Source organism: Nocardia sp. CA-107356, from assembly GCF_050946365.1.
Classification (GTDB): domain Bacteria; phylum Actinomycetota; class Actinomycetes; order Mycobacteriales; family Mycobacteriaceae; genus Nocardia.
On the sequence record NZ_CP191992.1, the window covers coordinates 6,362,686 to 6,384,506 of the forward strand.

Consider the following 21,821-nt stretch of genomic DNA (forward strand, 5'->3'; position numbering starts at 1 on the left):
AATGTCGCGGGTGACCCCCGAAGACGTGAGCCGAATCCATTTCGCCATGCCGCCGATGGGACACCGCGGCTACCACGCCGACGAGGTCGACGCCTTCCTCGAACTCGTATCCGCAACGCTCGATGGGCAGGGTGTGCTGACCGCCGACGATATCCGACACGTCGCCTTCGACGCCCCACGCTTCGGTGGCCGCGGCTATCAGGCCGACCAGGTCGACGAATTCCTCGACCGGGTCCGCATCGAACTGGAGTTCCGCCAACGCGGCGCCCGCCCGGTCCCCGCGGGCAGCAATGGCTCCGGCCCCGCCGCCCTGCTCACCCCCGACGACGTGCACCGCATGCAGTTCACCCAGGCCGCGATCGGCCGCCGCGGCTACGACACCGACGAGGTCGACGCGTTCCTGGACCTGGTCGCCGCCACCCTGGCGCACGGCGGCCCCGGCAGCCTCACCGTCACCGGTGTCCGCAACGTCCGCTTCACCGAGGCCCGCCTCGGTACCCGCGGCTACACCCGCGACGAAGTGGACGCCTTCCTCGACCTCGTCGTCACCGCCCTCGAATGTGGGGCCAACCACCGCTAGCCGGGCGCGCGCCGGGGCAGGTCACTCGAAGAGGTCGAGGGTCGGATGGGGTTCGCGGCCGCGGACTTCGATGGAGCCGAAGACCAGGTCCGGGGGTGGGACGAGCCCGAGGTGTTCCCAGGCGGCGGCGGTTGCGACGCGACCGCGCGGGGTGCGCGCGACCATGCCCGCGCGGACGAGGAAGGGTTCGCAGACCTCTTCGACGGTGGCGGCTTCCTCGCCGACGGCGACGGCCAGGGTCGACACGCCAACGGGCCCACCGCCGAAACTGCGGACCAGCGCGCCGAGGACGGCGCGGTCCAGGCGGTCCAGGCCGAGCACGTCGACGTCGTAGACCTCCAATGCCGCCTGGGCGATGGGACGGGTGATCAGGCCATCGGCACGGACCTCGGCATAGTCGCGGACGCGGCGTAGCAGACGGTTGGCGATACGCGGCGTGCCGCGGGAGCGTCCGGCGATTTCGGCGGCGGCGTCGCGGTCGATGGTGACGCCGAGGATATGGGCCGAGCGCTGCAGAATGCGCAGGATTTCGTCGGGATCGTAGAAGTCCATGTGGCCGGTGAAGCCGAAGCGGTCACGCAGCGGACCGGTGAGCGCACCCGAGCGGGTGGTCGCGCCGACCAGGGTGAAGGGCGCGATATCGAGCGGAATCGACGTTGCCCCGGGGCCTTTGCCGACGACCACGTCGACGCGGAAGTCCTCCATCGCGAGGTAGAGCATTTCCTCGGCGGGCCGGGCGATCCGGTGGATCTCATCGATGAACAGCACATCGCCCTCGACCAGGTTGCTCAGCATGGCGGCGAGATCGCCCGCGCGTTCCAGTGCCGGACCCGAGGTAATGCGCAGTGCCGTACCGAGTTCCGCGGCGATGATCATCGCCATACTGGTCTTGCCGAGGCCGGGCGGGCCGGACAGCAGCACATGATCCGGGGTGCCGCCACGCTGTTTGGCGCCGCGCAGCACCAGCGCCAACTGTTCGCGCACCCGAGGCTGGCCGATGAAGTCGTCAAGGGATTTCGGGCGCAGGCTGGCCTCGACCTCCCCGTCGGATCTGAGATAGCTTGCGCTGACCTGGGATTCGGGCTCGGTGGTGTCGTCGTAATCCATGACGTCTTACCGATTCTTGGCGAGCGAGCCGAGTGCGGCACGCAATGCGGCCGAGGTGTCGGCGGCGGGCTGGTCCGCAAGCACGGCATCGACCGCAGGTTCGGCCTGTTTGGTGGGAAAGCCGAGTCCGACCAAAGCTTCGACAACCTGCTCGCGCACCGGCGTGATCACCGGTGTCGGCGTGCTACCCAGCGGACCCGCCTGCACCGGAACGAGATTCACCTTATCGCGCAATTCGACCACCATGCGCTCCGCGCCGCGCTTACCGATGCCGGGCACCCGGGTCAGCGCCGCGACATTGCTCTCCGCGAGCGCCTTGCGCAGCGCCTCGGGCTCCAGCACCGCGAGCACCGCCATGGCCAGCCGCGGACCGACGCCGGAGACGGTCTGCAAAAGACCGAACAAGTCACGGGATTCGGTATCGGCGAACCCGTACAGCGTCATCGAATCCTCGCGCACGATCATCGCGGTGAACAGTCGGGATTCCTCGCCGCGAGTGAGCGTCGACAGCGTCGCCGGGGTGACATTGAGCCGGTAGCCGACGCCCGCCGCCTCGAGCACCACATGATCGAGCGCGATCTCGAGCACCTCGCCGCGTACCGACGCGATCACGGGCGCACCACCTTCCGTTGTTCGGCAAGCCGCTGTGTGTACCGCCGCTGTGCCTCGGCGGCCCGCGCCTCGGCCTCGGCCATTCGCGCCATCAGCGGCGCCCGCCAACAATGACAGATCGCCAGGGCCAGCGCATCGGCGGCATCCGCCGGTTTCGGCGCGACCTGGAGGCCGAGGATGCGCGTCACCATCGCGGTCACCTGAGCCTTGTCCGCGGTGCCGTTGCCTGTGACGGCCGCCTTCACCTCGCTCGGCGTATGGAAGGCGACGGGTATCCCCCGCCGCGCCGCCGCCAGCGCGATCACCCCGCCCGCCTGCGCGGTGCCCATCGCGGTGCGCACATTGTGCTGTGCGAATACCCGCTCGATCGCGACCGCGTCGGGCTTGTGTGTGTCCATCCAGTATTCGGCGACGTCGGCGACGCCCATGAGTCGGTGTGCGAGATCCATATCCGCGGGGGTGCGCACCACGTCGACATCGAGCGCCGTCACCTTCCGCCCCAGCCCGCCCTCGACGATGCTGAGGCCGCACCGGGTGAGTCCCGGGTCGACGCCCATCACCCGCACACGATCCCCTCTCGAAGACACGAACAACTGTTCGAGAGTCTAGTGGACGGCGCCGTCGCCGTTTGCCAACGACACGGCGCCGGTCCGGGATTCGGCGTCGGACCGGTTCAGTCGAACGAGTGGTAGCAGCTGACGTACGCGTACGACCCGGAATCCGACTCTTCGACGACCACCTTGCCGTCGCGCAGGATCCGGCAACTCACCGTGGCACCGCTCGACCCGCTGACGGTGGCCGACACCCGGCCCGAGCGAACGAATCCGGTGAGGGTCACAGCCTTGGTCCAAGGCAGCGGCGCGTCATTGTCGCTGGAGCTGTCGAAATCGCCGCTGGTGTAGGTGATATCGGCGGTGCCGGTGCCGGAGACCTCATAGGTCACCCCGACTTCCTTCTTCGACTCCTTGTCCAGCCGATAGGCGATGGATCCGAATACCGCGACGCACCCGCCGACGGTGAGCACGATCGCCAGGAAGACACCGCCCAATACCCACGGCCACACCGGCTTTCCCTTGGGTGGCTGCGGTGGGTAGCCCGGGTAGCCCGGATACCCCTGCCCCGGATAACCCGGATACTGCGGTGGTGGCTGATAGCTCATGTGCACCCCTCCTGAATCCTGCACAACCGGCGATAGGACCTTACCGGACAAGGCCGTTCGGAGTCCCGGTCACCTGTGCACTGAATCGCCCATGGACCGAACTGCGTTTCAGCGCGGATCACCGGGCCGGTACCGGCCACAGTTTCCCTGGAGCGGATTCACAGGGTTTCTCGAGGAATGGTCTCGACAATGCCGTAGGTGCCCGTTGTCCGTGCTCCACTCGCCACGCCCGCGACCCCAGTGACACCGCCGCCGCCACCTCGGCTGCCGTCGGCGAATCTGAATCCGAACTACCAGTACGGCTCGCATCACGGGATATCGCTGCTGCACGGCTGGTTGCCGTTGACCGTCGAGTTGGTCGCGGTGGCCGCGCTGATCCTGGCGATCGGCTGGCGGACCCGGCGCTGGCGGCTGGTACTACTGCCGATCTGTGTGGTCCTCGGTGCGGCGGGTGCGGTCGCCGCGTGGGCGTATGTCAACGATCAGGGGTTGGCGTCGGATCCGGCGCCGATCGAGTTGTGGGCCTGCGCCGGTGTGGCGGTCGCGGCGATCGCCGTCGCCGCGCTGGGCTGGCGCAGCGCGCGCTGGTGGCGGCGTGGCGTCTCGGTCCTCGCCGTACCCCTCGCACTGCTGAGCACCGGCATCGTGCTCGATCAGTGGGTCGGCTACTACCCCACCGTGCAGTCCGCGTGGAACGCGCTGACCGCGGGCCCGCTGCCGAACCAGACCGATATCGACGCCTTACCTGCACTGCGCAATACGACCGTCACCACCGGCAAGATCGTCCCGGTGCGAATTCCCGACACGGGCAGCGGATTTCCGCATCGCACCGAGTACGTGTACCTGCCACCGGCCTGGTTCGCCGGTCCGACACCGCCAACGCTGCCGGTCGTCATGATGATCGGCGGCGAATTCAACACCCCCGCCGACTGGATTCGCAGTGGACAGATCATGCCCGAGGTGGACAAGTTCACCGCCGCCAACGGCGGCCGCGCCCCCATCCTGGTCTTCGTCGATTCCAGCGGCAGCTTCAATAACGACACCGAATGTGTGAACGGTCCGCGTGGCGACGCCGCCGACCATCTGACCGCAGATGTGCCCGGCTACCTCGAATCGCGCTTCGGCGCCTCGGCGGATCCGGCGAACTGGGCTGTGGTCGGCTGGTCGATGGGCGGCACCTGCGCGGTCGACCTGGCCGTTATGCACCCCGAGTTGGTGCGTACCTTCGTCGATATCGCGGGCGATCTCGGACCGACGTCGGGCACCAAAGAGCAGACGATCAAACGCCTTTTCGGCGGTGACGCCGACCGCTGGGCCGCCTTCGACCCGCTCACCGTCATGGCGAAACACGGCCCGTACCCCGATATGGCTGGGCTGTTCGACGATCTCACCCCACCCAAATCCGGTCCGGGATCCCATGGCGCACGCCAGTCCGCCGCAGTCGACGACGACACCGTCGGAATGGGCGGCCACGACGGCGTCATCGACACCGGCGAGATCGGCGCCGCCGAAAAGTTGTGCGCTGCAGGGCATGAGGTGGGCATCGACTGCACCATCCACACCACCCAGGGCGGCCACACCTGGCAGTTCGCCGCGGCCGCCTTCACTTCGTCGTTCCCCTGGATCGTCGCCCGGGTCGGACTTCCGGTGCCGGACGCGACCTGAAACCGATTGCGCGGTTGCTGAATTGAGCCGCGGCTCAGCCCGCGGCATCGGGTGGCGGTACCGATTCGGCGCGGAAGGTGCGGCGATACGCCAGCGGTGAGACGCCGATCGAATCGTGCAGGTGCTGGCGCAATGAGCTGCCGGTCGCGAAGCCGACTTCACCCGCGATCCGGTCCACGGTCAGGTCGGTCGATTCGAGGAGTTGGCGGGCACGGAAGACGCGCTGCTGGATGAGCCAGCGGCCCGGGCTCATACCGACCTCGTCCCGGAAGCGGCGGGCGAAGGTGCGCTTGCTCATGCGGGCCCGCACCGCGAGTTCGTCCATGGTCAAAGGCAATTGGAGGTTCTCCAGGGCCCAGTGCCGCGCGGTGGCGGTGCCCGCCGAGGTCGACGGCGGCACCGGCTGTTCGATGTATTGGGCCTGGCCGCCGTCGCGCCACGGCGGCACGACACAGCGCCGCGCCACCGCATTGGCGACCGCACTGCCGTGATCGCGGCGCACCAGATGCAGGCACAGATCGATACCGGCGGCCGCGCCCGCCGAGGTGAGCACGTCATCGTCATCGACATACAGGACATCGGTATCCAGCCGGACCCGGGGAAAGGTGCGCCGGAACAGTTCGGCCACATTCCAATGCGTTGTCGCGGGACGGCCGTCGAGCAGTCCGGCGGCGGCGGTCACGAACCCCCCGGTGCAGATCGAGACGATGCGTGCGCCGGGCCGGATCCGCGCGAAAGCCTCTGCCAGCGGCGGCGGCAGCGTGCCGCCGAGCGTCATGTCGATATCGCAGGCCGGAACGACCACGGTGTCGGCGGATGCCAGCGCGCGGCTGTCGTGCTGGACGGCGATGGCGAAATCGGATTGGCTCGGCACCGGTGCGCCGTCGACCGAGCAGGTGCTCACCTCGTAGCGGTCCGGGGCGGTGCCGAATACCCGGCTCGGGATGCCGAGTTCGAACGGATACACCCCGTCCAGCGCGAGCACGACCACGCGATGCCGCTGCGCATCCGAAGCTCCGACCATGGCGCGATCATATCGAATATTGGCAATCGTGCCATTTCCCGCAGTCGCCGCCCTCGGCAAGCTGAATGACATGAACGACACCACCATGCGCGCGATCAGCCAGCACATAATCGGCGGACCCGAGGTCCTGACCGAGGTCGAGCTGCCGATTCCGACGCCCGGTCCCGGCCAGATCCTGGTCCGGGTGCGGGCCGCCGGCCTCAATCCGACCGATTGGCGCCATCGCGGCGTCGCCGGGCTGTTCCTCGGCGAGCCGCCGTTCGTCCTCGGTTGGGATGTGTCGGGTGAAGTGGTGCGGACGGGCATCGGGGTCACCCTGTTCGAGCCCGGCGACGAAGTCTTCGGCATGCTCCCCTACCCCAACGGCCACGGCTCGCTCGCCGAATACGTCGTCGGTCCCGCCCGCGCCTTCGCGCCGAAGCCGTTGAACCTGGGCCACATTCAGGCCGCCGCGATCCCCCTGGCCGCCCTCACCGCCTGGCAAGCCCTCGTCGATACCGCGAAACTTCGAGCCGGACAGCGCATTCTGATCCACGCCGCCGCCGGTGGCGTCGGACATTTCGCGGTACAGATCGCGAAGGCACGAGGCGCCCAGGTGATCGGTACCGCGAGCGCGGCCAACCACGCATTCCTGCACGAACTCGGCGCGGACGAGACGATCGATTACCGCACAACCGATTTCGCCGAAGCGGTCCGCGATGTCGATGTCGTGCTCGATTCGATCGACGACGAGAACAGCGTGCGGTCGATGCGTACGCTTCGCCCCGGCGGTCTGCTGATCTCGCTGCGCGCATTCGGTGTGACCGAATTGGCCGCCGAGGCACAGCAATCGGGCGTCCGGGCGGTGCGCATGCTGGTGGAGCACGACCATGCCGGGATGAGCGCACTCGCGCTGCTCGCCGAATCGGGGACACTGCGCCCGACCGTCGCCGGAATCTTCCCGCTGGCGCAGGCCGCAAAGGCGCACGCACTCGGTGAAACCGGCCGCACCGTTGGCAAATTGGTCCTCACGGTGCCGTAATCAGGCCTGGTCAGCGCTTCTTCGCGGAGCTGATCAGGATGTCGGCGCCCCACCAGGTCAAGCGCCCGGCGATCGCTATGTACAGGAAGATCGCGAAGTACACCAGGCTCGCGCCGTAGTCATCGGCCCAGCCGGGCATCCTGTTCACCGTCGCCAACGCGGCGATGAACAGGATCAGTCCCATCGCGACGGCGAGCGGAGCGAGGGTGACCTTCAGGTCGGTCGAATGGCCGGACTGCTCGTCGGCAAGGGATCGACTCATAGTTCGTCTCTTTCCGGGGGAAACAAGTTCTCGGTGTTCTGGAGCCTGATCGGGTCGCCGCGGCGGTTGTCGCGGCACTCGAATCTTGTATCAGCAATCGAGCCACAATCGTTAACGGTGCCGAGATCGGCGGCTGCGATCATTCCCTCCGCCCCTTCGCGGCCACGTTTGTGGCGTGCATCACATCCGAGATCTACCATCCGAAGGATGAGCAATGTTGTGAAGGCTGTCCTCGAAGGTGGGCCGAAAGACTTGCCAGCTCGCATCGTTCCGATCACGCCACCCGGCGTCGAGCTCAAGGTCGAATTCCGCGGCGGATACGAACACTTCAAGGTCACCAACCGGGAGGCCGATACGCCCGAGGGCCGGCTGCCGGTCTACGAGTGGTCCGACCGCACCAGAATCGCGGAATAGGCGAAGTTCGAACGACGTGGCGGCGGCGCCATGCGCTCGCCCCCGGAACGGACTCGGGGCGGTCCGCAGGTCTGCGAACCGCCCCGAGTTACCCGATGGGCTGGCGTCAGTCTTCTTCGAGCTGCGCGCCGACCTCGTCGGGAATGTCGACATTGGTGTAGACGTTCTGCACGTCGTCGCTGTCCTCGAGCGCGTCGACCAGCTTGAACACCTTGCGCGCGCCGTCGAGGTCGACCGCCACCGACACCGACGGCTGGAAGCCGGATTCGGCGGAGTCGTAGTCGATTCCGGCGTCCTGCAGCGCCTTGCGCACCGGGATGAGGTCGGACGGTTCGCTGATCACCTCGAAGGATTCCCCGAGATCGTTGACTTCTTCGGCGCCCGCGTCGAGCACGGCCATCAGCACGTCGTCCTCGGAGAGGCCGTTCTTGTCCAGGGTCACGATGCCCTTGCGATGGAACAAGTAGGAGACCGAACCCGGATCGGCCATATTGCCGCCGTTGCGGGTCATCGCAACACGCACCTCGCCCGCGGCGCGGTTTCGGTTATCGGTGAGGCATTCGATCAGCACCGCGACACCATTGGGGCCGTAGCCCTCGTACATGATGGTCTGCCAGTCGGCGCCGCCCGCCTCTTCGCCGCCACCGCGCTTGCGAGCACGCTCGATATTGTCGTTCGGAACCGACGACTTCTTCGCCTTCTGGATGGCGTCGTACAGCGTCGGATTGCCCGCCGGGTCACTGCCACCAGTGCGGGCCGCCACCTCGATATTCTTGATCAACTTGGCGAAGAGCTTGCCGCGCTTCGCGTCGATCCCCGCCTTCTTGTGCTTGGTGGTGGCCCATTTGGAGTGGCCGCTCATTCCCTGCTTCCTCCAGTCGACAGCACGTCTGATCGTGCGCACGGTACCCGCACCGGCCGGGTAGACAACTCTCTCAGCCTACTCGTCCGGTTACGACGGCTTTTCCAGGGCGACTACTGGGCGTCGCGAACCAGATCGACGAACATCTGGTGCACCCGCAGATCACCGGTGACTTCCGGGTGGAACGACGTCGCGACCACCCTGCCCTGCCGCACCGCGACAATGCGCCCGGCGAACGGGCCACTCGGGACGGTGGCCAGCACTTCGACGCCCGCACCGGCCCGCTCCACCCACGGCGCCCTGATGAACACCGCGCGCATCGGGCCCCCGGTCAGGCCCGCGAATTCCAGATCGGTCTCGAACGAGTCGACCTGACGGCCGAAAGCGTTGCGGCGCACCGTCATATCGATACCGGACAGATGCTCGGCATCGGGGCGGGTGTCGAGCACCTCGGAGGCGAGCAGAATCATTCCGGCGCAGGATCCGAACGCGGGCATACCTTCCCGCAGCCGCGCGCGCAGCGGTTCGAGGAGTTCGAAGACCTCCAGCAGTTTGCTGATAGTGGTCGATTCACCGCCCGGCAGCACCAGCGCGTCCACCGTGGCCAGCTCGGACGCACGCCGCACCAGCACCGGTTCGGCCCCGCATTCCGCCAGCGCCGCGACATGTTCGCGTACATCACCCTGCAGGGCCAGCACGCCGATGGTAGGCCGGGCGGGAATCTGCTGCGCGCCAGGAACGGGCGAGGCGACCGATGCGTTCACGCCATGAGCTTACGAGGCGCGGCGCTGTGGTCCTGCTCACGGTGGCCGTCAACATTGCATCAAGAGCGGGTGCATACCGCCGAAATCGGTCGACACTCACACATGTGATTGCAGTGTTGCCACGCAAGACGCCCCCTCCCGATGGAGAACCGAATACTGTCACGAGGCACCGGGGGTTGACGGTTTCGACCGGCTTGGCCGGACTGTCTCTCGATGCCATGGCTTCGGTCTCCTACGGGCCCGAAGCAATCGTGCTGGTGCTGGCCACCGCCGGTGGCGTCGGACTCGGCATGACCTTGCCGGTGACCATCGCGATCGCTGCACTGCTGGCCGTCCTGGTCGCCTCCTATCGGCAGGTGATCGCGACGTTCCCCGACGGCGGCGGCGCGTACGCCGTGGCCAAGCGGCATCTCGGCCACCGCACCAGCCTGGTCGCCGCGGCCTCGTTGATCGTCGACTACGTTCTCAACGTCGCGGTCTCCATCGCCGCGGGTGTGGCGGCACTGACCTCGGCATTCCCCGCATTGCACGGGTATACGGTGTGGATCTGCACGGCCATCCTGGTCGGAGTCACCGCACTGAATCTGCTCGGCATCCGAGAAAGTGCGCGCGCCTTCATGATTCCGACCATCATGTTCGTCGCGGGCATCTTCGCGGTGATCATCGGCGGGTTGGTGCGCTCGGAACCGGCCAGCGTCACCACCGGAACCGCGGCCGTCAGCGATATCCATACCGTCGGAGTCCTATTACTACTGAAGGCGTTCTCCAGCGGCTGCGCCGCCCTCACCGGTGTCGAGGCGATCGCGAATGCGGTGCCCAGCTTCGACGCGCCGAAGGTCAAACGCGCACAACGGGCGGAGGTCGCGCTCGGCGCGCTGCTCGGCGTCATGCTGATCGGGCTCGCGGTGCTCATCGAGAAGTTCGAACTGCGGCCGATCGAGGGGACGACGGTGCTCTCCCAGCTCACCGAGGCGGCGCTCGGTCACGGAATCGGTTACTACATTGTGCAATTCGCGACCGTGGTACTGCTCGCACTGGCCGCCAATACCTCCTACGGCGGACTGCCGACACTGACCCGAATCCTGGCCGACGACAACTGCCTACCGCACCGGTTCGCGGTCAGCTCACCGCGTCAGGTGTACCGCTACGGCGTGCTGACGCTCGGCGTGACCGCAGGTGTGCTGTTGATCGCGGCGCGCGGCAATATGAATGTGCTCGTTCCATTGTTCGCGATCGGTGTCTTCGTCGGCTTCACCATTGCGCAGACCGGTATGGTCCGGCACTGGTGGCAGACCCGGGCCCAGGGCTGGCGCTGGCGGATCGCGCTCAATGGCTTCGGCGCGCTACTCACCTTCGTCGCCGCGATCGTCACCACCGCAATGAAATTCACCGCGGGCGCGTGGTTGATCGTGCTGGTGCTGCCCGTCCTGGTGTTCGGCATGGAACGCATCCGTAGCGCCTATACCCGGATCGGCGGCCGCCGGGGCAATGGCGCGATTCCGGACCAGCCGCAGGCCACCGGTACGGCGATCGTGGTGCCGATCTCCGAGGTCTCGGAATTGAGCCGCGAAGCGCTCTCGGCCGCCATGTCCATCGGCAAAGATATTGTCGCCGTACATGTTTGTCTGCCCGGCGAATCGGCAAAGGCATTCGCCAAGGCCTGGGAGGCATGGCATCCCGAGGTCAGGCTGGTGCTGCTCGAGGACAGCGACGCCACCGTCGGCGGCCCCGTCGCGCGCTACGTACGCGAAAACTTCCCCGGACGACGCAAGGTCGTCGTCATCGCCGAGATCGATCCGCCGACCGGCTGGGATCGCGTACTGCCCAGCCACCGCAGCGATGAACTCGAACGCGAACTCCGTCGGATGACCGACACCGTGGTCTGCCACCTACGCGTGCAGGTGGTATGAGCCTCAGGAGGGCTCACGGATAGTTCGCGGTGGTGCGCGTCGGCCACACTCGCACCACCGCGGACGCTCGGTCAGCGGGTGAATTTGCAACTCTGATAGCCGCTGCTCACATAGGTGCTGTTACCCGGGTCCAGGTAGTCCGAACTGCCCTGCCCCTCGGGCCGCGTGTACAGCCAGACCGTGGCATTGGTCTGGTTGTCCGCCGCACCCTTCCCGATGGCTACGTTGTATGTCCGGTACTCGTCCGGGTTATCGATCCGGTCCGAGTAGCCCGATGCGTTCTGGTAGGAAAAGCTCCCGACAGCCACATTCCTGCCTCCATTCTTGACGCTGTGAAACCGTCGTTCCTGGTCGGCGACTTCTTTGCGCGGCAGTCTACGAGCATGCGAGCTGAATACAGACCGATCGGAATTTCCCAATTTTGGGAATAGCGGGCCCGCTGGCGCTCAGTCCTCGCGCAATGCGCGGATCAAGCCTTCTTGCACAACCGCCGCGACCAACTCGCCCTGACGGTTGAAAATCTTGCCGCCGGTCAGTGCGCGGCCGAAGCCAGCGGATGGGGACGACTGGTCGTAGAGCAGCCAGTCATCGGCGCGGAACGGGCGCAGGAACCACATGGCGTGGTCGAGGGAGGCGTTCTGGGTCGGCTCGTCGGGGTGGATGACCTTGGAGGAGCCGAGCAGGGTCATATCACTCATGTAGGCGAGGGTGCAGACGTGCACTACCGGATCGTCGGGCAGCGGGTGCCGGTAGCGGAACCACACCTGCTGCTGGGAGACCACGCCGTCGCGGCGGGCCACCACATCCTGGGGCACGGTGCGGATATCCCAGTGCTCCCACTCGCGCATCGCCCACAGCCGTTCGGGACTCATCGTGGTACTGGCGTTCGGCAGTTCGTCCGGTGCCTGGACCGGCGGCATCACATCCTGATGCTCGGGACCCGCGTCACCGATGTGGAACGACGCCGACATGGTGAAGATCGCGGCGCCGTCCTGCACGCCGGTCACCCGGCGGGTGCAGAAGGACCGGCCGTCACGGATCCGCTCCACCAGATAGACGGTCCGCTCCTCCGGATTGCCCGGGCGCAGGAAGTACCCGTGCAGTGAATGCACCTGGAACCGCGGCTCCACTGTCCGTACCGCCGAAACCAGCGCCTGACCGGCAACCTGTCCACCGAATGTGCGCGGGAGCTGGGTCTTGGTGGACGCGCCACGGAAGATGTCCCGCTCGAGCCGCTCGATCTCCAGCGCCTCTTCGATTGTTGCCATGAGGCCGAGATTAACCGGCGCACCGACGCGGACTTCCCTCGGAGGGCCGGTGATCCCTCGGCAACGGCCGCTCCCGCCGCCCAGAATGGGGTGCGATAGTCCGGTTTGATGGGATGGGCCGGTGCCACATTTCGATCCGATCACCCGTGCCGGACTTGTCGAACTCCTGGCGGACCGCATCCTCGAGCTCAGCGGCCGCGTGGTGATCGCGATCGACGGGGCCGACGCCGCCGAACCCGTGGCGATCGCGGACCGCATCGCCACCGCCCTACGCGACACCGGACGTGCCGCCGAGGTGGTCTCGCTGCACGACTACATCCGGCCGGCCTCGCTCCGGATGGAATTTGGGCGCACCGACGAAATGTCTTATCGCGCCGCCTGGTTCGACTACGCGGCGCTGAACCGCGAGGTCATTCGCGCGCTGCGCGAGGACGCGCGCTGGCTTCCGGCGCTCTGGGACGAAGACCGTGACCGCTCGGCCCGCTCCCCCATCCGCAGCGCGGCACCCGACACTGTCCTGTTCATCGCGGGGCCCATGCTTTTCGGCCGCGACCTGAGCTTCGATCTGACGGTACGACTCGATATGTCCGAAGCCGCCTTGCGCCGCCGTACCGCACCCGAGGCGCAGTGGACCATTCCCGCCATCCTCCGCCATGACCGCGACAACCCCTACGCCCCAACCTTTTTCATCCGCTGGGAGCATCCCGATCGGCCCGCGCTACGGATCGACGACGACGCCAGGAGCTGAACGGCTGCCGAACTCGACGGACCCCTCCCCGCCCCTCCCGGCGGCATTTTGATGTGCGGTTCCATGGTATTACATGCGCAAATGCGCATATCCAAGTAAGTGCATGATTTGTTGCCGATAGTTCGCGACCAACAGATTCACCCCGAACCTCCCAGCATGCACCCACCTGCCGCACGGGCCGAACTCGCCGACCGAGTCCTCGCAGGCCGGGTCGAAACCCAATCCGGTTCTCGCCGAACGTAAGTCGAGCACTACCACTCCCCCATTCCGACACGGGACCCACCTCCGCAAAACACCGCGGGTGGCGAGCGCCGTATGCGCCGCCACCCGACGATGAACTGCTCCCGGCCGAACCCACCGCGGCCGGGAACTAACCGCAGGCCGGCGACTGCTGGCCGAGGTTGGTCAGCATGGTGCAGGCCCAGGACTTCTCGATCTTCCACTTGCCGTCCTCGGCGACGAAGGGCACGTCGACCATGTTCTCCTGGCCGTTGACGACGAACTTCGCCTTGGCGGTCACGCTGTCACCGAATGAGGTGACCTCGGTGACCGTCATCTGCGCATTGGCGCCCTTGGCGGCCTCCGCCAGGCGGTTGGGCAGATCCGGATCGGCCTGCGCACCCTGTACAGATTCCAATTTCTCGGAAGCGGGCACCGACGGATCCAGAGCGCGGCCCAGCGCGGCGTTCAAGTCCGCCACGGTCGGAACCGGAGGCAGGTTCGGGTTGGCCACCGCCGAGGTAGTGGTCTTGGCCGGCTTGGTCGGGGTCGAGTCATCACTGCCACACGCCGACAGGCTGAGTGCGGCCACGGCGGCCAGACCCGCGATGGCGACACGCCCGGACTTATGAAGCTTCAACTGATCCTCCTTTGCCATTCGGACAGGTCCGTGACCACGACGGTGCCGCGCGAACTGCTCGCGCGGTCACCGACGTGCACCGAATCTCGAAGTTAGCCATCAACTCTGTGGTGGGAGTAAGACAACTGTGTGGGATGCGCAACGGGTTCGGTCGGCACTGCCCTCGACCACACGATCGACGCCAACCAGATCATGGCGACACCGGCGGCGATGTGGCCGGTGCGCACGACGGGGGCGGGGAGCAGGAAGGTCAGGCAGAGGACCGACAGCCCAACCGTGTACATCGCACTGGCGATCCGCGGCACGGTATCGGTGCGCAGTAGGGCGATGCCGAAGAGAACGGTACCGGTGAGGGCGATGATCGCGGTCGCGAGGAAGGCGAATCTCGCCGGACTCTTCAGTAGTTCGTCGACGACCGGGCGGTCCAAATAGACCAGCACGAAGTTCTTCGCATAAGCGACGCCAGCGAAGTAACCGAAGCCGAGGAACTGAACAACGAAGGCGGTGGCACCGAAACGGCCCAGTTGCCGGTGCAGCAGTGCGTACATCACCACCAGCAGGCCGATGCCGAAGGGGACGGCGCCGCCATTGAGCAGTTGGGTGAGCGTGGTTTTGTGGCCGAGGACGAGTTCGGTGGCGCCAGCGAGGGCGATGGCGCCGCCGCAGATCAGGCCCGCGGCGGCGCCGAGGCGAAGCAGTGCTCGAGTGTCCATATCGGATCCTTTCTCCAGGTGCCGCCGACGCTAGGAATCCGGTGGTCATGTGGGTAAGTGCCGGACGACCCATGACTTTCGGCCACACTGTCGGCATGCGGCTGGTCGGGGTGAACGACCCGGCCCTACGCTCGGGGCATGATCCGTCCACGCGCACTGACCTGGGTGGCGTGCTTCCTCTATGTATCGGTCTTGCTCGCCGGGCTGGCCATGGCGGGGATGGGCGTCTGCCCGATCGACGCCGGGCTGCTCGGGTTCGTCGGCGTGTTCGCGGTGCTGTGCGGCCTCGAATTCGCCGAAAGCCGAAGAACCACAACCAGAGTCACGGCATTCGCCGGGCTCGTCGCCCGTGCCGTGCTGTTCGCGCTCGCCACCGCGCTGGATTGTCAAGGTAATGCCAAGGTCCTCTTCGCATTGCTGCCCCTCATGGCGTACTTCACGCTCGGCCGCCGGATCGCGTTCGGCCTCGCTGCGCTGGGGCTCATCGCCCTCGGCGCCTCGGTGCTCGTCCGGCCACCGCTGCGGCACGATCCGGAAAGCATTTCGGACCTGCTGATGTTCGCTATCGGCGTGGTGTTCGCGCTGGCCATCGCGGTGATCGCCGAACGCGAGGAAGCAGCCCGCCGCCGCGCTGAGATGCTGCTCACCGAACTATCGGACGCTCATGCGCGGCTGCGCGAATACGCCGACCAGGCGTCGTCTGTGGCGGCCGTCGCCGAGCGCCGACGAATGGCGCGCGATATCCACGACACCGTAGGCCATCACCTGGTGGTGACCGCTATCCAGTTGGAGAAGTCCGCCGCCTACCGACCGCTCGACCCGGCCGTCGCCGATCAGGCGCTCACCGACGGCAGAGATTCGGCCCGGCTCGCACTCCAGGAGGTTCGCCGCGCTCTGGAAACGCAACGCAACGACCCGGAATTCGCCCTGCACACCGCCCTCACCGCCCTGGTCGACCGCCTCGACGATCCCGAATTCACGGTGCACCTCGACCTGATCGGCGCCGAGCAGCACATCCGCGAGCCCGCCCGTCTCGCACTGTATTTCGCTGCGCAGGAAGCACTGACCAACGCCCGCCGCCACTCCGGCGCCACCGTCGTCACGGTGCGCGCCGAGCTCGCCAACCCGACCGCGACACTCGAAATCACCGACAACGGAGGTGGTTTCGACCCCGGGTCGACCACCGGTCACGGGCTGGCCGGTATGCGCGAGCGACTCGATCTTGTCGGCGGCAATGTCGAAATCACCTCCGGGCCAACGGGTACGCGGTTGGTCGCCATGGTGCCCGCAGGAACGCACCTGGAGTCGGCGCGGTGAACCTGGTACCGAAACAGACATCGAGCGACTACTCGCCACCGTGCGAGACCGACGAATCCGATGCGATGGACGGCACCCGCGCGGTCCGAGTGCTGATCGTCGACGACGAGCGTCTGGTGCGGGAGGGAATTGCGGCGCTGCTCGCCCTGCAGCCGGGTATCGAGGTGATCGGGGTCGCCGAGAATGGCTCCGACGCAATAGACGCGCGGGATCCGAACCCCGACGTGGTGCTGATGGATGTGCGGATGCCGGGTATGGATGGGGTCGAAGCGGCGGGAATCCTGCGAGCGCGGGCGAAGGTGCTGATGCTCACGACCTTCGACGATGACGACTACATCGTGCGTGCCCTGCGAGCCGGAGCATCCGGATATCTGCTCAAAGACCTACCCGCCGCTGAACTCGCGCAAGCCGTGCGCCTGGTCCACGCGGGTGTCGACCAGTATTCGGCGACGGTCTCCGGCCGAATCGCCGCAATGGTGCGCCCGCCCCTGGCCGCCCCCACCATCGAGTTGACGCCGCGCGAACTCGAGGTGCTGCGACTGGTCGCAAGCGGCGCTGCCAATCGGGAAATCGCGCGCGCGATGTATCTCAGCGAGGGCACCGTGAAGAACCACATATCGAACATCCTCAGCCGTCTCGGGTTACGCGACCGCACGCAAGCCGCGATATACGCCCGCGACCGCGGACTGATCTGAGGGCTGGATTCGCTCGACATCCGGAAGCCGAACGACGCCCGCGGCAGCAGATCATGGAATCCGTTGCCGCGGGCGTCGATTCAGTTCAGCGACAGCGCCGAATCACCAGCCGCGCTCGGCCAGTCGGTGATCGACCGGCAGCTCCTCGACATTGATGCCGACCATCGCCTCGCCCAGTCCGCGCGAAACCTTCGCCAGCACATCCGGGTCGTCGTAGAAGGTGGTGGCCTTGACGATGGCGGCGGCGCGCTCGGCCGGGTTGCCGGACTTGAAGATGCCCGAGCCGACGAAGACGCCCTCGGCGCCGAGCTGCATCATCATCGCCGCGTCGGCGGGGGTGGCGATGCCGCCCGCGGTGAACAGCACGACCGGCAGCTTTCCGGTCTGCGCGACCTCTTTCACCAGCTCATATGGCGCCTGCAGCTCCTTGGCCGCGACGAAGAGCTCGTCCTCGGGCAGCGAGGACAGCTTGCGGATCTCGGCGCGGATCTTGCGCATGTGGGTGGTGGCGTTGGAGACATCGCCGGTGCCAGCCTCGCCCTTCGAGCGAATCATGGCCGCACCCTCGGTGATCCGGCGCAGCGCCTCACCCAGGTTGGTGGCGCCACACACGAACGGCACGGTGAAGTTCCATTTGTCGATGTGATTGGCGTAGTCGGCGGGGGTCAGCACCTCGGACTCGTCGATGTAGTCGACGCCGAGGCTCTGCAGAATCTGGGCCTCCACGAAGTGGCCGATGCGGGCCTTGGCCATGACCGGAATGGAGACGGCGGCGATGATGCCGTCGATCATGTCCGGATCACTCATCCGGGAGACGCCACCCTGTGCGCGGATATCGGCCGGAACACGCTCCAGCGCCATCACCGCGACCGCACCGGCGTCCTCGGCGATCTTGGCCTGCTCGGGGGTGACAACATCCATGATCACCCCGCCCTTCAGCATCTCGGCCATCCCGCGCTTCACGCGGGCGGTGCCGATGGTGTTGGTGGTCTCGGGCGTGGTCACGGCAAACTCCTGGGTCATGTGCGCCAATCGGGTCGCTTGGAACTAACGTCACCGATTCTAGGCGGGCCGATCAGGCCACTTGATAGCCAGTTGCGCAGCACTGGCCTTGCCCCGACCAGCGAGTCTGCGCGGGCTCAGCGACGACTGGACCGATCGGGCAGCACTCGGGAGGCGGCATCCGCGGCGCGAACGCGGGCCGGTGCGGAAATGGATCCGCCGGGCCGACGCCTTACTGCGCCGCCCCGGCGAATACCGGATTTTTCGTTCTAGAGCGGGCCGACCACCAGCAGCTGCGACCAATACTCGGCAGCGCCGGAGCCCAGCAACGGCAACAGAAAATCGTACAACAGGTAGGACATGTACTGCTTACCTCCACGCACCAACGGACATCTCACTGCAATGGAATCACCACCGGATTCCGAGCAGCACTTTCCCGTAAGCACTACCCAGGCGGCATCAATCCAGTCGCGACGCTATCACGATCGTGAAACACATCACAGATGAAAGGTCCAGGCACGCAGGTGGATCGCAGCGTAGATGCCGCGCTCAGCGGATGGAGCGGACCTCGGGGTCCGAGTCGCCGGATGCGGCGGCGGCTGCCTCGAGGAGCAACTGGTCCAGATGGTACGGGTAGACGGTTTCGCCGGTATGGTCCAGCGCGACGATATCCGAACCGGAGCACCACTTGTTGGCGGTGATGCTGCGGCGCTCAACCGCGGTCGGATTGCCCGGCTTCGGGTCGTAGGCCGGTACCCGCAGCGCGAAGAACAACTCCTCGGCGCGGATGAGCTCGCCGTCGAACGGGAATACCGCGACCCGTCGCCAGATCGGCCCGCGCAGGTTCGCCGGATCGGCGGTATAGCCGGTTTCCTCCCACAGTTCCCGCACCGCGGCGCTGCGCAGCGTCTCCCCCGGTTCGACGCCGCCGCCGATGGTGAACCAGAAGGAGACGTCCGGGGTCTTGGGGTCGTTGCCGCGCATCAGCAACACCCGATCCTGTTCGTCGAGCAGCACGACGCGCGCGGAGGTGCGGACGGTGTCGACCGCGAGACCGGTCGAAGCGGCGGGGGTGGCGCGCTCACTGATCTCGAAGTAGGTCGGCAGCGGCGCGGTACCACCGAGGTGCAGGATGCGGACCGGACGACGGGTGCGCAGGGCGAGGGTGTCGCGCACGGCGTCGTTGTGAAAGCGACGCGCGATCAAGACGCGGGCCTCGGCGTCGGCGAGCTCGGCGACCTGCTGCGGACGCAACCCGGCGATATCGATCGCGGAAAGCGCGGCGGAGAGTTGGTTTTCCACGGTCTCGCGATCGGCACGCCCCGCCCGCTCCGCGCGATCGGCCAGCGCGGCAAGGCGTTTGGCCTGTTCGGACCGCGCCGCATCAGCGGTCGGCCCGGCGATCGCGACGGCGACCGACCTGGCCACCACCGCGCGCCGGGCCAGCGCCGAGTCCAATGCCTGCCACGACTGGTCCGAGCGCACGTGCAGCCGGTCGAGCCGGTTGGCGGTCGAGGCCGCCCATAGACCGATCGCGATGATCACCGCCGCGATCAGCGCGAGAACGAGAACCGCTGTCGCGGAGAAAGTAATCATCTCGGAGCCCTCACCGTGCCGTCACTCATATCGACCGTCCCGTCAGCCCCAGCCGAGATTCGCTACCGCGAACCACACCGCGTCCGGCCGACGCAGACGATCTCCCCTGTCCGACCAGGGTCCGCCGCAAACCGCGGTTGTCATCCGGCAGCCCGGACCCGAGTGTCCCCGATGGTGACCGTCTCGTACACCCGCAGGATCTGTTCGGCAACCACCGGCCAGTCGTATTCGCCGACCACCTGATCAGCGGTATGGACCAGCGCCTCACGGCGCACGTCGTCGGTGAGCAGAGTGTCCAGCGCCTCGGCGAGACGGGCCGAATCACCCACCGGAATGAGCATTCCCGCGGTGCCATCACGCAGTACCCGACGAAAGGCGTCCAATTCGCTTGCCACCACGGCGGTTCCGGCGGCCATCGCCTCGATCAGGATGATGCCGAAACTCTCACCGCCGAGATTGGGCGCGACGTAGACATCCGCGCTGCGCATCGCCGAGGCTTTGTCCTCGTCCGAAACCTGGCCGAGGAAGCGCAGATGCGAGGCGAGCGGCCCGGCCTCGCGGCGCAGCCGGTCCTCGTCACCACGGCCGACGATCAGGATCTCGATACGCGGATGCTTGCGCACCAGTTCGGGCAGCGCACCCAGCAGCACGTCCATACCCTTGCGCGGTTCGTCGTAGCGGCCCAGGAACAGTACGGTCCCACCCGCGCGCGGATAACCGGGCAGCATCGGGGCGCGTGCGAAGGCGGGCACGTCGACGCCGTTGGGAATCTCCACCGCATCCGAGCCCAAGGCCTCCACCTGCCAGCGCCGGGCCAGCTCGGAGACGGCGATCCGGCCGCTGATCTTCTCGTGATAGGGCCGCAGCACACCCTGAAAGGTGCTGAGCACCAACGATTTAGTGGTCGAAGTGTGGAAGGTGGCCACGATCGGCCCCTCGGCGATCTTCAGCGCGAGCATGGACAGGCTCGGCGCATTCGGTTCGTGGATGTGCAGAACGTCGAAGTCGTTACCGTCGATCCAGCGGCGAATCCTGGTGTAGGCCATGGGCCCGAACGAGAGCCGGGCCACCGAACCGTTGTACGGAATCGCCACCGCGCGACCGGCGGACACCACGAAATCCGGCAGCGGCGTGTCCTCCGACGCGGGCGCGAGCACGCTCACCTTGTGGCCGCGTTCGATGAACACTCGCGCCAATTCCACGACATGGGCCTGCACCCCGCCGGGGACATCGAAGGAATAGGGGCAGACCATGCCGATTTTCATGGTGTCTTCTCCCCGGTGGCGCTGTTGATCCCGGCCTGGGCCGCCTCGATCCTGGCACGCCGCTGCGCCGAAAGGTCCTGCTCCCATTGTGGCTGCAACATATGCCAATCGGCGGGATGCTCGGCGATATTGGCCGCGAACCGGTCGGCCAATGCCTGGGTGGCCGCCGCGACACCGCCCGAAACATCCAGCGGCGCTTCGGTCTTCATCCCCCAGCCCTCGCGGCCGTCCGCGCCGACGGTGAACCAGAGGTGCGCCGGGATCAGCGCGGCGCCGGTCTCGATGGCCAGCTTCGCCGCGCCTGCGGGCAGCCAGGTGCGCTCGCCGTACATGGTCACCGGGACGCCCTTACCGGTCAGGTCCCGCTCCCCCATCAGGCAGACGGCTTTGTTCTCGCGCAGGCGGGCGGCCAGCACGGGGAACGGCGGCTGCTCACCGCCGGTCAGTGGGAACACCTCGAAGCCGAGGCTCTCGCGGTAGGCGACGAAACGCTCGAACAGCGACTCCGGCTTCAGCCGTTCCGTGACGGTCGAGAGCCCGCCGTGGTTGGCGACCAGCCAGACACCAGCGGCATCCCAGTTTCCGGAGTGCGGTAGCGCCAGGACCGCACCGCGCCCCCGCGCGAGCGCCGCTTCCAGATTCTCCACCCCGTCCAGGGGCGAATTGGTCAGCGCCGCATGGTCCATCGTCGGCAGTCGGAAGGCTTCGCGCCAATAGCGGGCGTAGGAGCGCATACTCGCCCGGATCAGCTCATCGGGGACCTGCTCGGGCGTACCGCCGATAACGCGAGCGAGATTGCGCCGCAACTGATTCGGTTCGCCGCCCGCGCGGAATGCCCGATTCGCCTTGTCGGCAGCGCGGCTACCGCCCCAGTCGAACGCCCGTCGCGCGGTCGATTCCGGCAGGGCGCGCACCACACGCCAGCCAGCGGCATACGCCAGATCCGTCGCCCTGTCCTTGATCCGCGATCCGAGGTCC

Annotated in this window: 24 protein-coding genes; 8 read left to right on the plus strand and 16 right to left on the minus strand. The window is 66.9% G+C overall.

The features are described 5' to 3' along the window. The first annotated feature begins 1 nt into the window (after position 1). Positions 2-580: a DivIVA domain-containing protein gene (locus ACQP1G_RS28845; RefSeq protein WP_433192697.1), complete on the plus strand. Its 579-nt coding sequence runs from the start codon at positions 2-4 to the stop codon at positions 578-580. Between the two features lie 21 nt (positions 581-601). Here ACQP1G_RS28845 and ruvB read toward each other — a convergent pair whose 3' ends face one another. The 4 genes from ruvB to ACQP1G_RS28865 all read right to left on the minus strand — a co-directional run bounded on the left by ruvB (position 602) and on the right by ACQP1G_RS28865 (position 3,458). Then, positions 602-1,687 carry a Holliday junction branch migration DNA helicase RuvB gene (ruvB, locus tag ACQP1G_RS28850; protein ID WP_433192698.1) on the minus strand — a complete coding sequence of 362 codons (1,086 nt, stop codon included), beginning with the start codon at positions 1,685-1,687 and terminating at the stop codon, positions 602-604. A gap of 6 nt (positions 1,688-1,693) precedes the next feature. Then, a complete protein-coding gene (ruvA, locus tag ACQP1G_RS28855) occupies positions 1,694-2,299 on the minus strand; it encodes a Holliday junction branch migration protein RuvA (protein ID WP_433192699.1) in 606 nt (201 codons plus the stop codon). Next, complete coding sequence (gene ruvC / locus ACQP1G_RS28860; protein ID WP_433208900.1) at positions 2,296-2,865, minus strand: crossover junction endodeoxyribonuclease RuvC; 570 nt, start codon at positions 2,863-2,865, stop codon at positions 2,296-2,298. The genes ruvA and ruvC overlap by 4 nt, the downstream gene beginning before the upstream one ends. 107 nt (positions 2,866-2,972) lie before the next feature. Then, on the minus strand, positions 2,973-3,458 hold the full coding sequence (locus tag ACQP1G_RS28865; protein ID WP_433192700.1) for an MmpS family transport accessory protein: 486 nt from the start codon (positions 3,456-3,458) through the stop codon (positions 2,973-2,975). A 198-nt stretch (positions 3,459-3,656) separates the two neighbouring features. Between ACQP1G_RS28865 and ACQP1G_RS28870 the strand changes: the two genes are divergently transcribed. After that, on the plus strand, positions 3,657-5,123 hold the full coding sequence (locus tag ACQP1G_RS28870; RefSeq protein WP_433192701.1) for an alpha/beta hydrolase: 1,467 nt from the start codon (positions 3,657-3,659) through the stop codon (positions 5,121-5,123). Positions 5,124-5,157: 34 nt separating this feature from the next. Here the strand turns inward: ACQP1G_RS28870 and ACQP1G_RS28875 are convergent, their stop codons facing one another. Continuing rightward, positions 5,158-6,147 carry a GlxA family transcriptional regulator gene (locus tag ACQP1G_RS28875; protein WP_433192702.1) on the minus strand — a complete coding sequence of 330 codons (990 nt, stop codon included), beginning with the start codon at positions 6,145-6,147 and terminating at the stop codon, positions 5,158-5,160. 28 nt (positions 6,148-6,175) lie between these two features. Here ACQP1G_RS28875 and ACQP1G_RS28880 point away from each other — a divergent pair, with 28 nt between their 5' ends. Next, the gene (locus ACQP1G_RS28880; RefSeq protein ID WP_433192703.1) at positions 6,176-7,168 is read left to right on the plus strand and encodes an NADP-dependent oxidoreductase; all 993 of its coding nucleotides are present in this window, start codon (positions 6,176-6,178) and stop codon (positions 7,166-7,168) included. 10 nt (positions 7,169-7,178) lie between these two features. Here the strand turns inward: ACQP1G_RS28880 and ACQP1G_RS28885 are convergent, their stop codons facing one another. Next, positions 7,179-7,430, minus strand: coding sequence for a hypothetical protein (locus ACQP1G_RS28885; protein ID WP_433192704.1), 252 nt, complete (start codon positions 7,428-7,430; stop codon positions 7,179-7,181). A 207-nt stretch (positions 7,431-7,637) separates the two neighbouring features. On the opposite strand from ACQP1G_RS28885, the gene ACQP1G_RS28890 reads away from it, so the two are divergent. Next, positions 7,638-7,844 (plus strand): DUF5988 family protein, encoded by a 207-nt coding sequence (locus tag ACQP1G_RS28890; protein ID WP_354950689.1) that lies wholly within the window; start codon positions 7,638-7,640, stop codon positions 7,842-7,844. A gap of 106 nt (positions 7,845-7,950) precedes the next feature. On the opposite strand, the gene ACQP1G_RS28895 is transcribed toward ACQP1G_RS28890, so the two are convergent. Together ACQP1G_RS28895 and pdxT are read right to left on the minus strand one after the other, a co-directional pair. Next, a complete protein-coding gene (locus ACQP1G_RS28895) occupies positions 7,951-8,706 on the minus strand; it encodes a YebC/PmpR family DNA-binding transcriptional regulator (RefSeq protein ID WP_433192705.1) in 756 nt (251 codons plus the stop codon). 113 nt (positions 8,707-8,819) lie between these two features. Continuing rightward, positions 8,820-9,470, minus strand: coding sequence for a pyridoxal 5'-phosphate synthase glutaminase subunit PdxT (gene pdxT / locus ACQP1G_RS28900; RefSeq protein WP_433192706.1), 651 nt, complete (start codon positions 9,468-9,470; stop codon positions 8,820-8,822). A 176-nt stretch (positions 9,471-9,646) separates the two neighbouring features. Here pdxT and ACQP1G_RS28905 point away from each other — a divergent pair, with 176 nt between their 5' ends. Next, positions 9,647-11,380 (plus strand): APC family permease, encoded by a 1,734-nt coding sequence (locus ACQP1G_RS28905; RefSeq protein WP_433192707.1) that lies wholly within the window; start codon positions 9,647-9,649, stop codon positions 11,378-11,380. Between the two features lie 71 nt (positions 11,381-11,451). On the opposite strand, the gene ACQP1G_RS28910 is transcribed toward ACQP1G_RS28905, so the two are convergent. Together ACQP1G_RS28910 and ACQP1G_RS28915 are read right to left on the minus strand one after the other, a co-directional pair. Next, a complete protein-coding gene (locus ACQP1G_RS28910; protein ID WP_433192708.1) occupies positions 11,452-11,688 on the minus strand; it encodes a hypothetical protein in 237 nt (78 codons plus the stop codon). 138 nt (positions 11,689-11,826) lie between these two features. Next, positions 11,827-12,648 carry an acyl-CoA thioesterase gene (locus ACQP1G_RS28915; protein ID WP_433192709.1) on the minus strand — a complete coding sequence of 274 codons (822 nt, stop codon included), beginning with the start codon at positions 12,646-12,648 and terminating at the stop codon, positions 11,827-11,829. Between the two features lie 121 nt (positions 12,649-12,769). Between ACQP1G_RS28915 and ACQP1G_RS28920 the strand changes: the two genes are divergently transcribed. Further along, positions 12,770-13,396, plus strand: coding sequence for a hypothetical protein (locus ACQP1G_RS28920; RefSeq protein WP_433192710.1), 627 nt, complete (start codon positions 12,770-12,772; stop codon positions 13,394-13,396). Between the two features lie 370 nt (positions 13,397-13,766). Here ACQP1G_RS28920 and ACQP1G_RS28925 read toward each other — a convergent pair whose 3' ends face one another. Beyond that, positions 13,767-14,255, minus strand: a complete 489-nt coding sequence (locus ACQP1G_RS28925) for a hypothetical protein (RefSeq protein WP_433192711.1) — start codon at positions 14,253-14,255, stop codon at positions 13,767-13,769. 92 nt (positions 14,256-14,347) lie between these two features. After that, a complete protein-coding gene (locus tag ACQP1G_RS28930) occupies positions 14,348-14,968 on the minus strand; it encodes a hypothetical protein (RefSeq protein WP_433192712.1) in 621 nt (206 codons plus the stop codon). Between the two features lie 138 nt (positions 14,969-15,106). On the opposite strand from ACQP1G_RS28930, the gene ACQP1G_RS28935 reads away from it, so the two are divergent. Next, entirely contained in the window at positions 15,107-16,285 is a 1,179-nt protein-coding gene (locus ACQP1G_RS28935) for a sensor histidine kinase (RefSeq protein ID WP_433192713.1), read from the plus strand. After that, entirely contained in the window at positions 16,282-16,980 is a 699-nt protein-coding gene (locus ACQP1G_RS28940) for a response regulator (RefSeq protein ID WP_433192714.1), read from the plus strand. Before ACQP1G_RS28935 ends, ACQP1G_RS28940 begins: the two co-directional genes overlap by 4 nt. Before the next feature lie 102 nt (positions 16,981-17,082). Here ACQP1G_RS28940 and pdxS read toward each other — a convergent pair whose 3' ends face one another. The 4 genes from pdxS to ACQP1G_RS28960 form a co-directional block, all read right to left on the minus strand. Then, positions 17,083-17,985 (minus strand): pyridoxal 5'-phosphate synthase lyase subunit PdxS, encoded by a 903-nt coding sequence (pdxS, locus tag ACQP1G_RS28945; RefSeq protein WP_433192715.1) that lies wholly within the window; start codon positions 17,983-17,985, stop codon positions 17,083-17,085. Positions 17,986-18,531: 546 nt separating this feature from the next. After that, positions 18,532-19,575: an NUDIX hydrolase gene (locus ACQP1G_RS28950; RefSeq protein WP_433208903.1), complete on the minus strand. Its 1,044-nt coding sequence runs from the start codon at positions 19,573-19,575 to the stop codon at positions 18,532-18,534. Between the two features lie 143 nt (positions 19,576-19,718). Then, on the minus strand, positions 19,719-20,843 hold the full coding sequence (locus ACQP1G_RS28955; protein WP_433192716.1) for a glycosyltransferase family 4 protein: 1,125 nt from the start codon (positions 20,841-20,843) through the stop codon (positions 19,719-19,721). Continuing rightward, entirely contained in the window at positions 20,840-21,805 is a 966-nt protein-coding gene (locus tag ACQP1G_RS28960) for a phosphatidylinositol mannoside acyltransferase (RefSeq protein WP_433208906.1), read from the minus strand. Before ACQP1G_RS28960 ends, ACQP1G_RS28955 begins: the two co-directional genes overlap by 4 nt. Between the last annotated feature and the right edge of the window lie 16 nt (positions 21,806-21,821).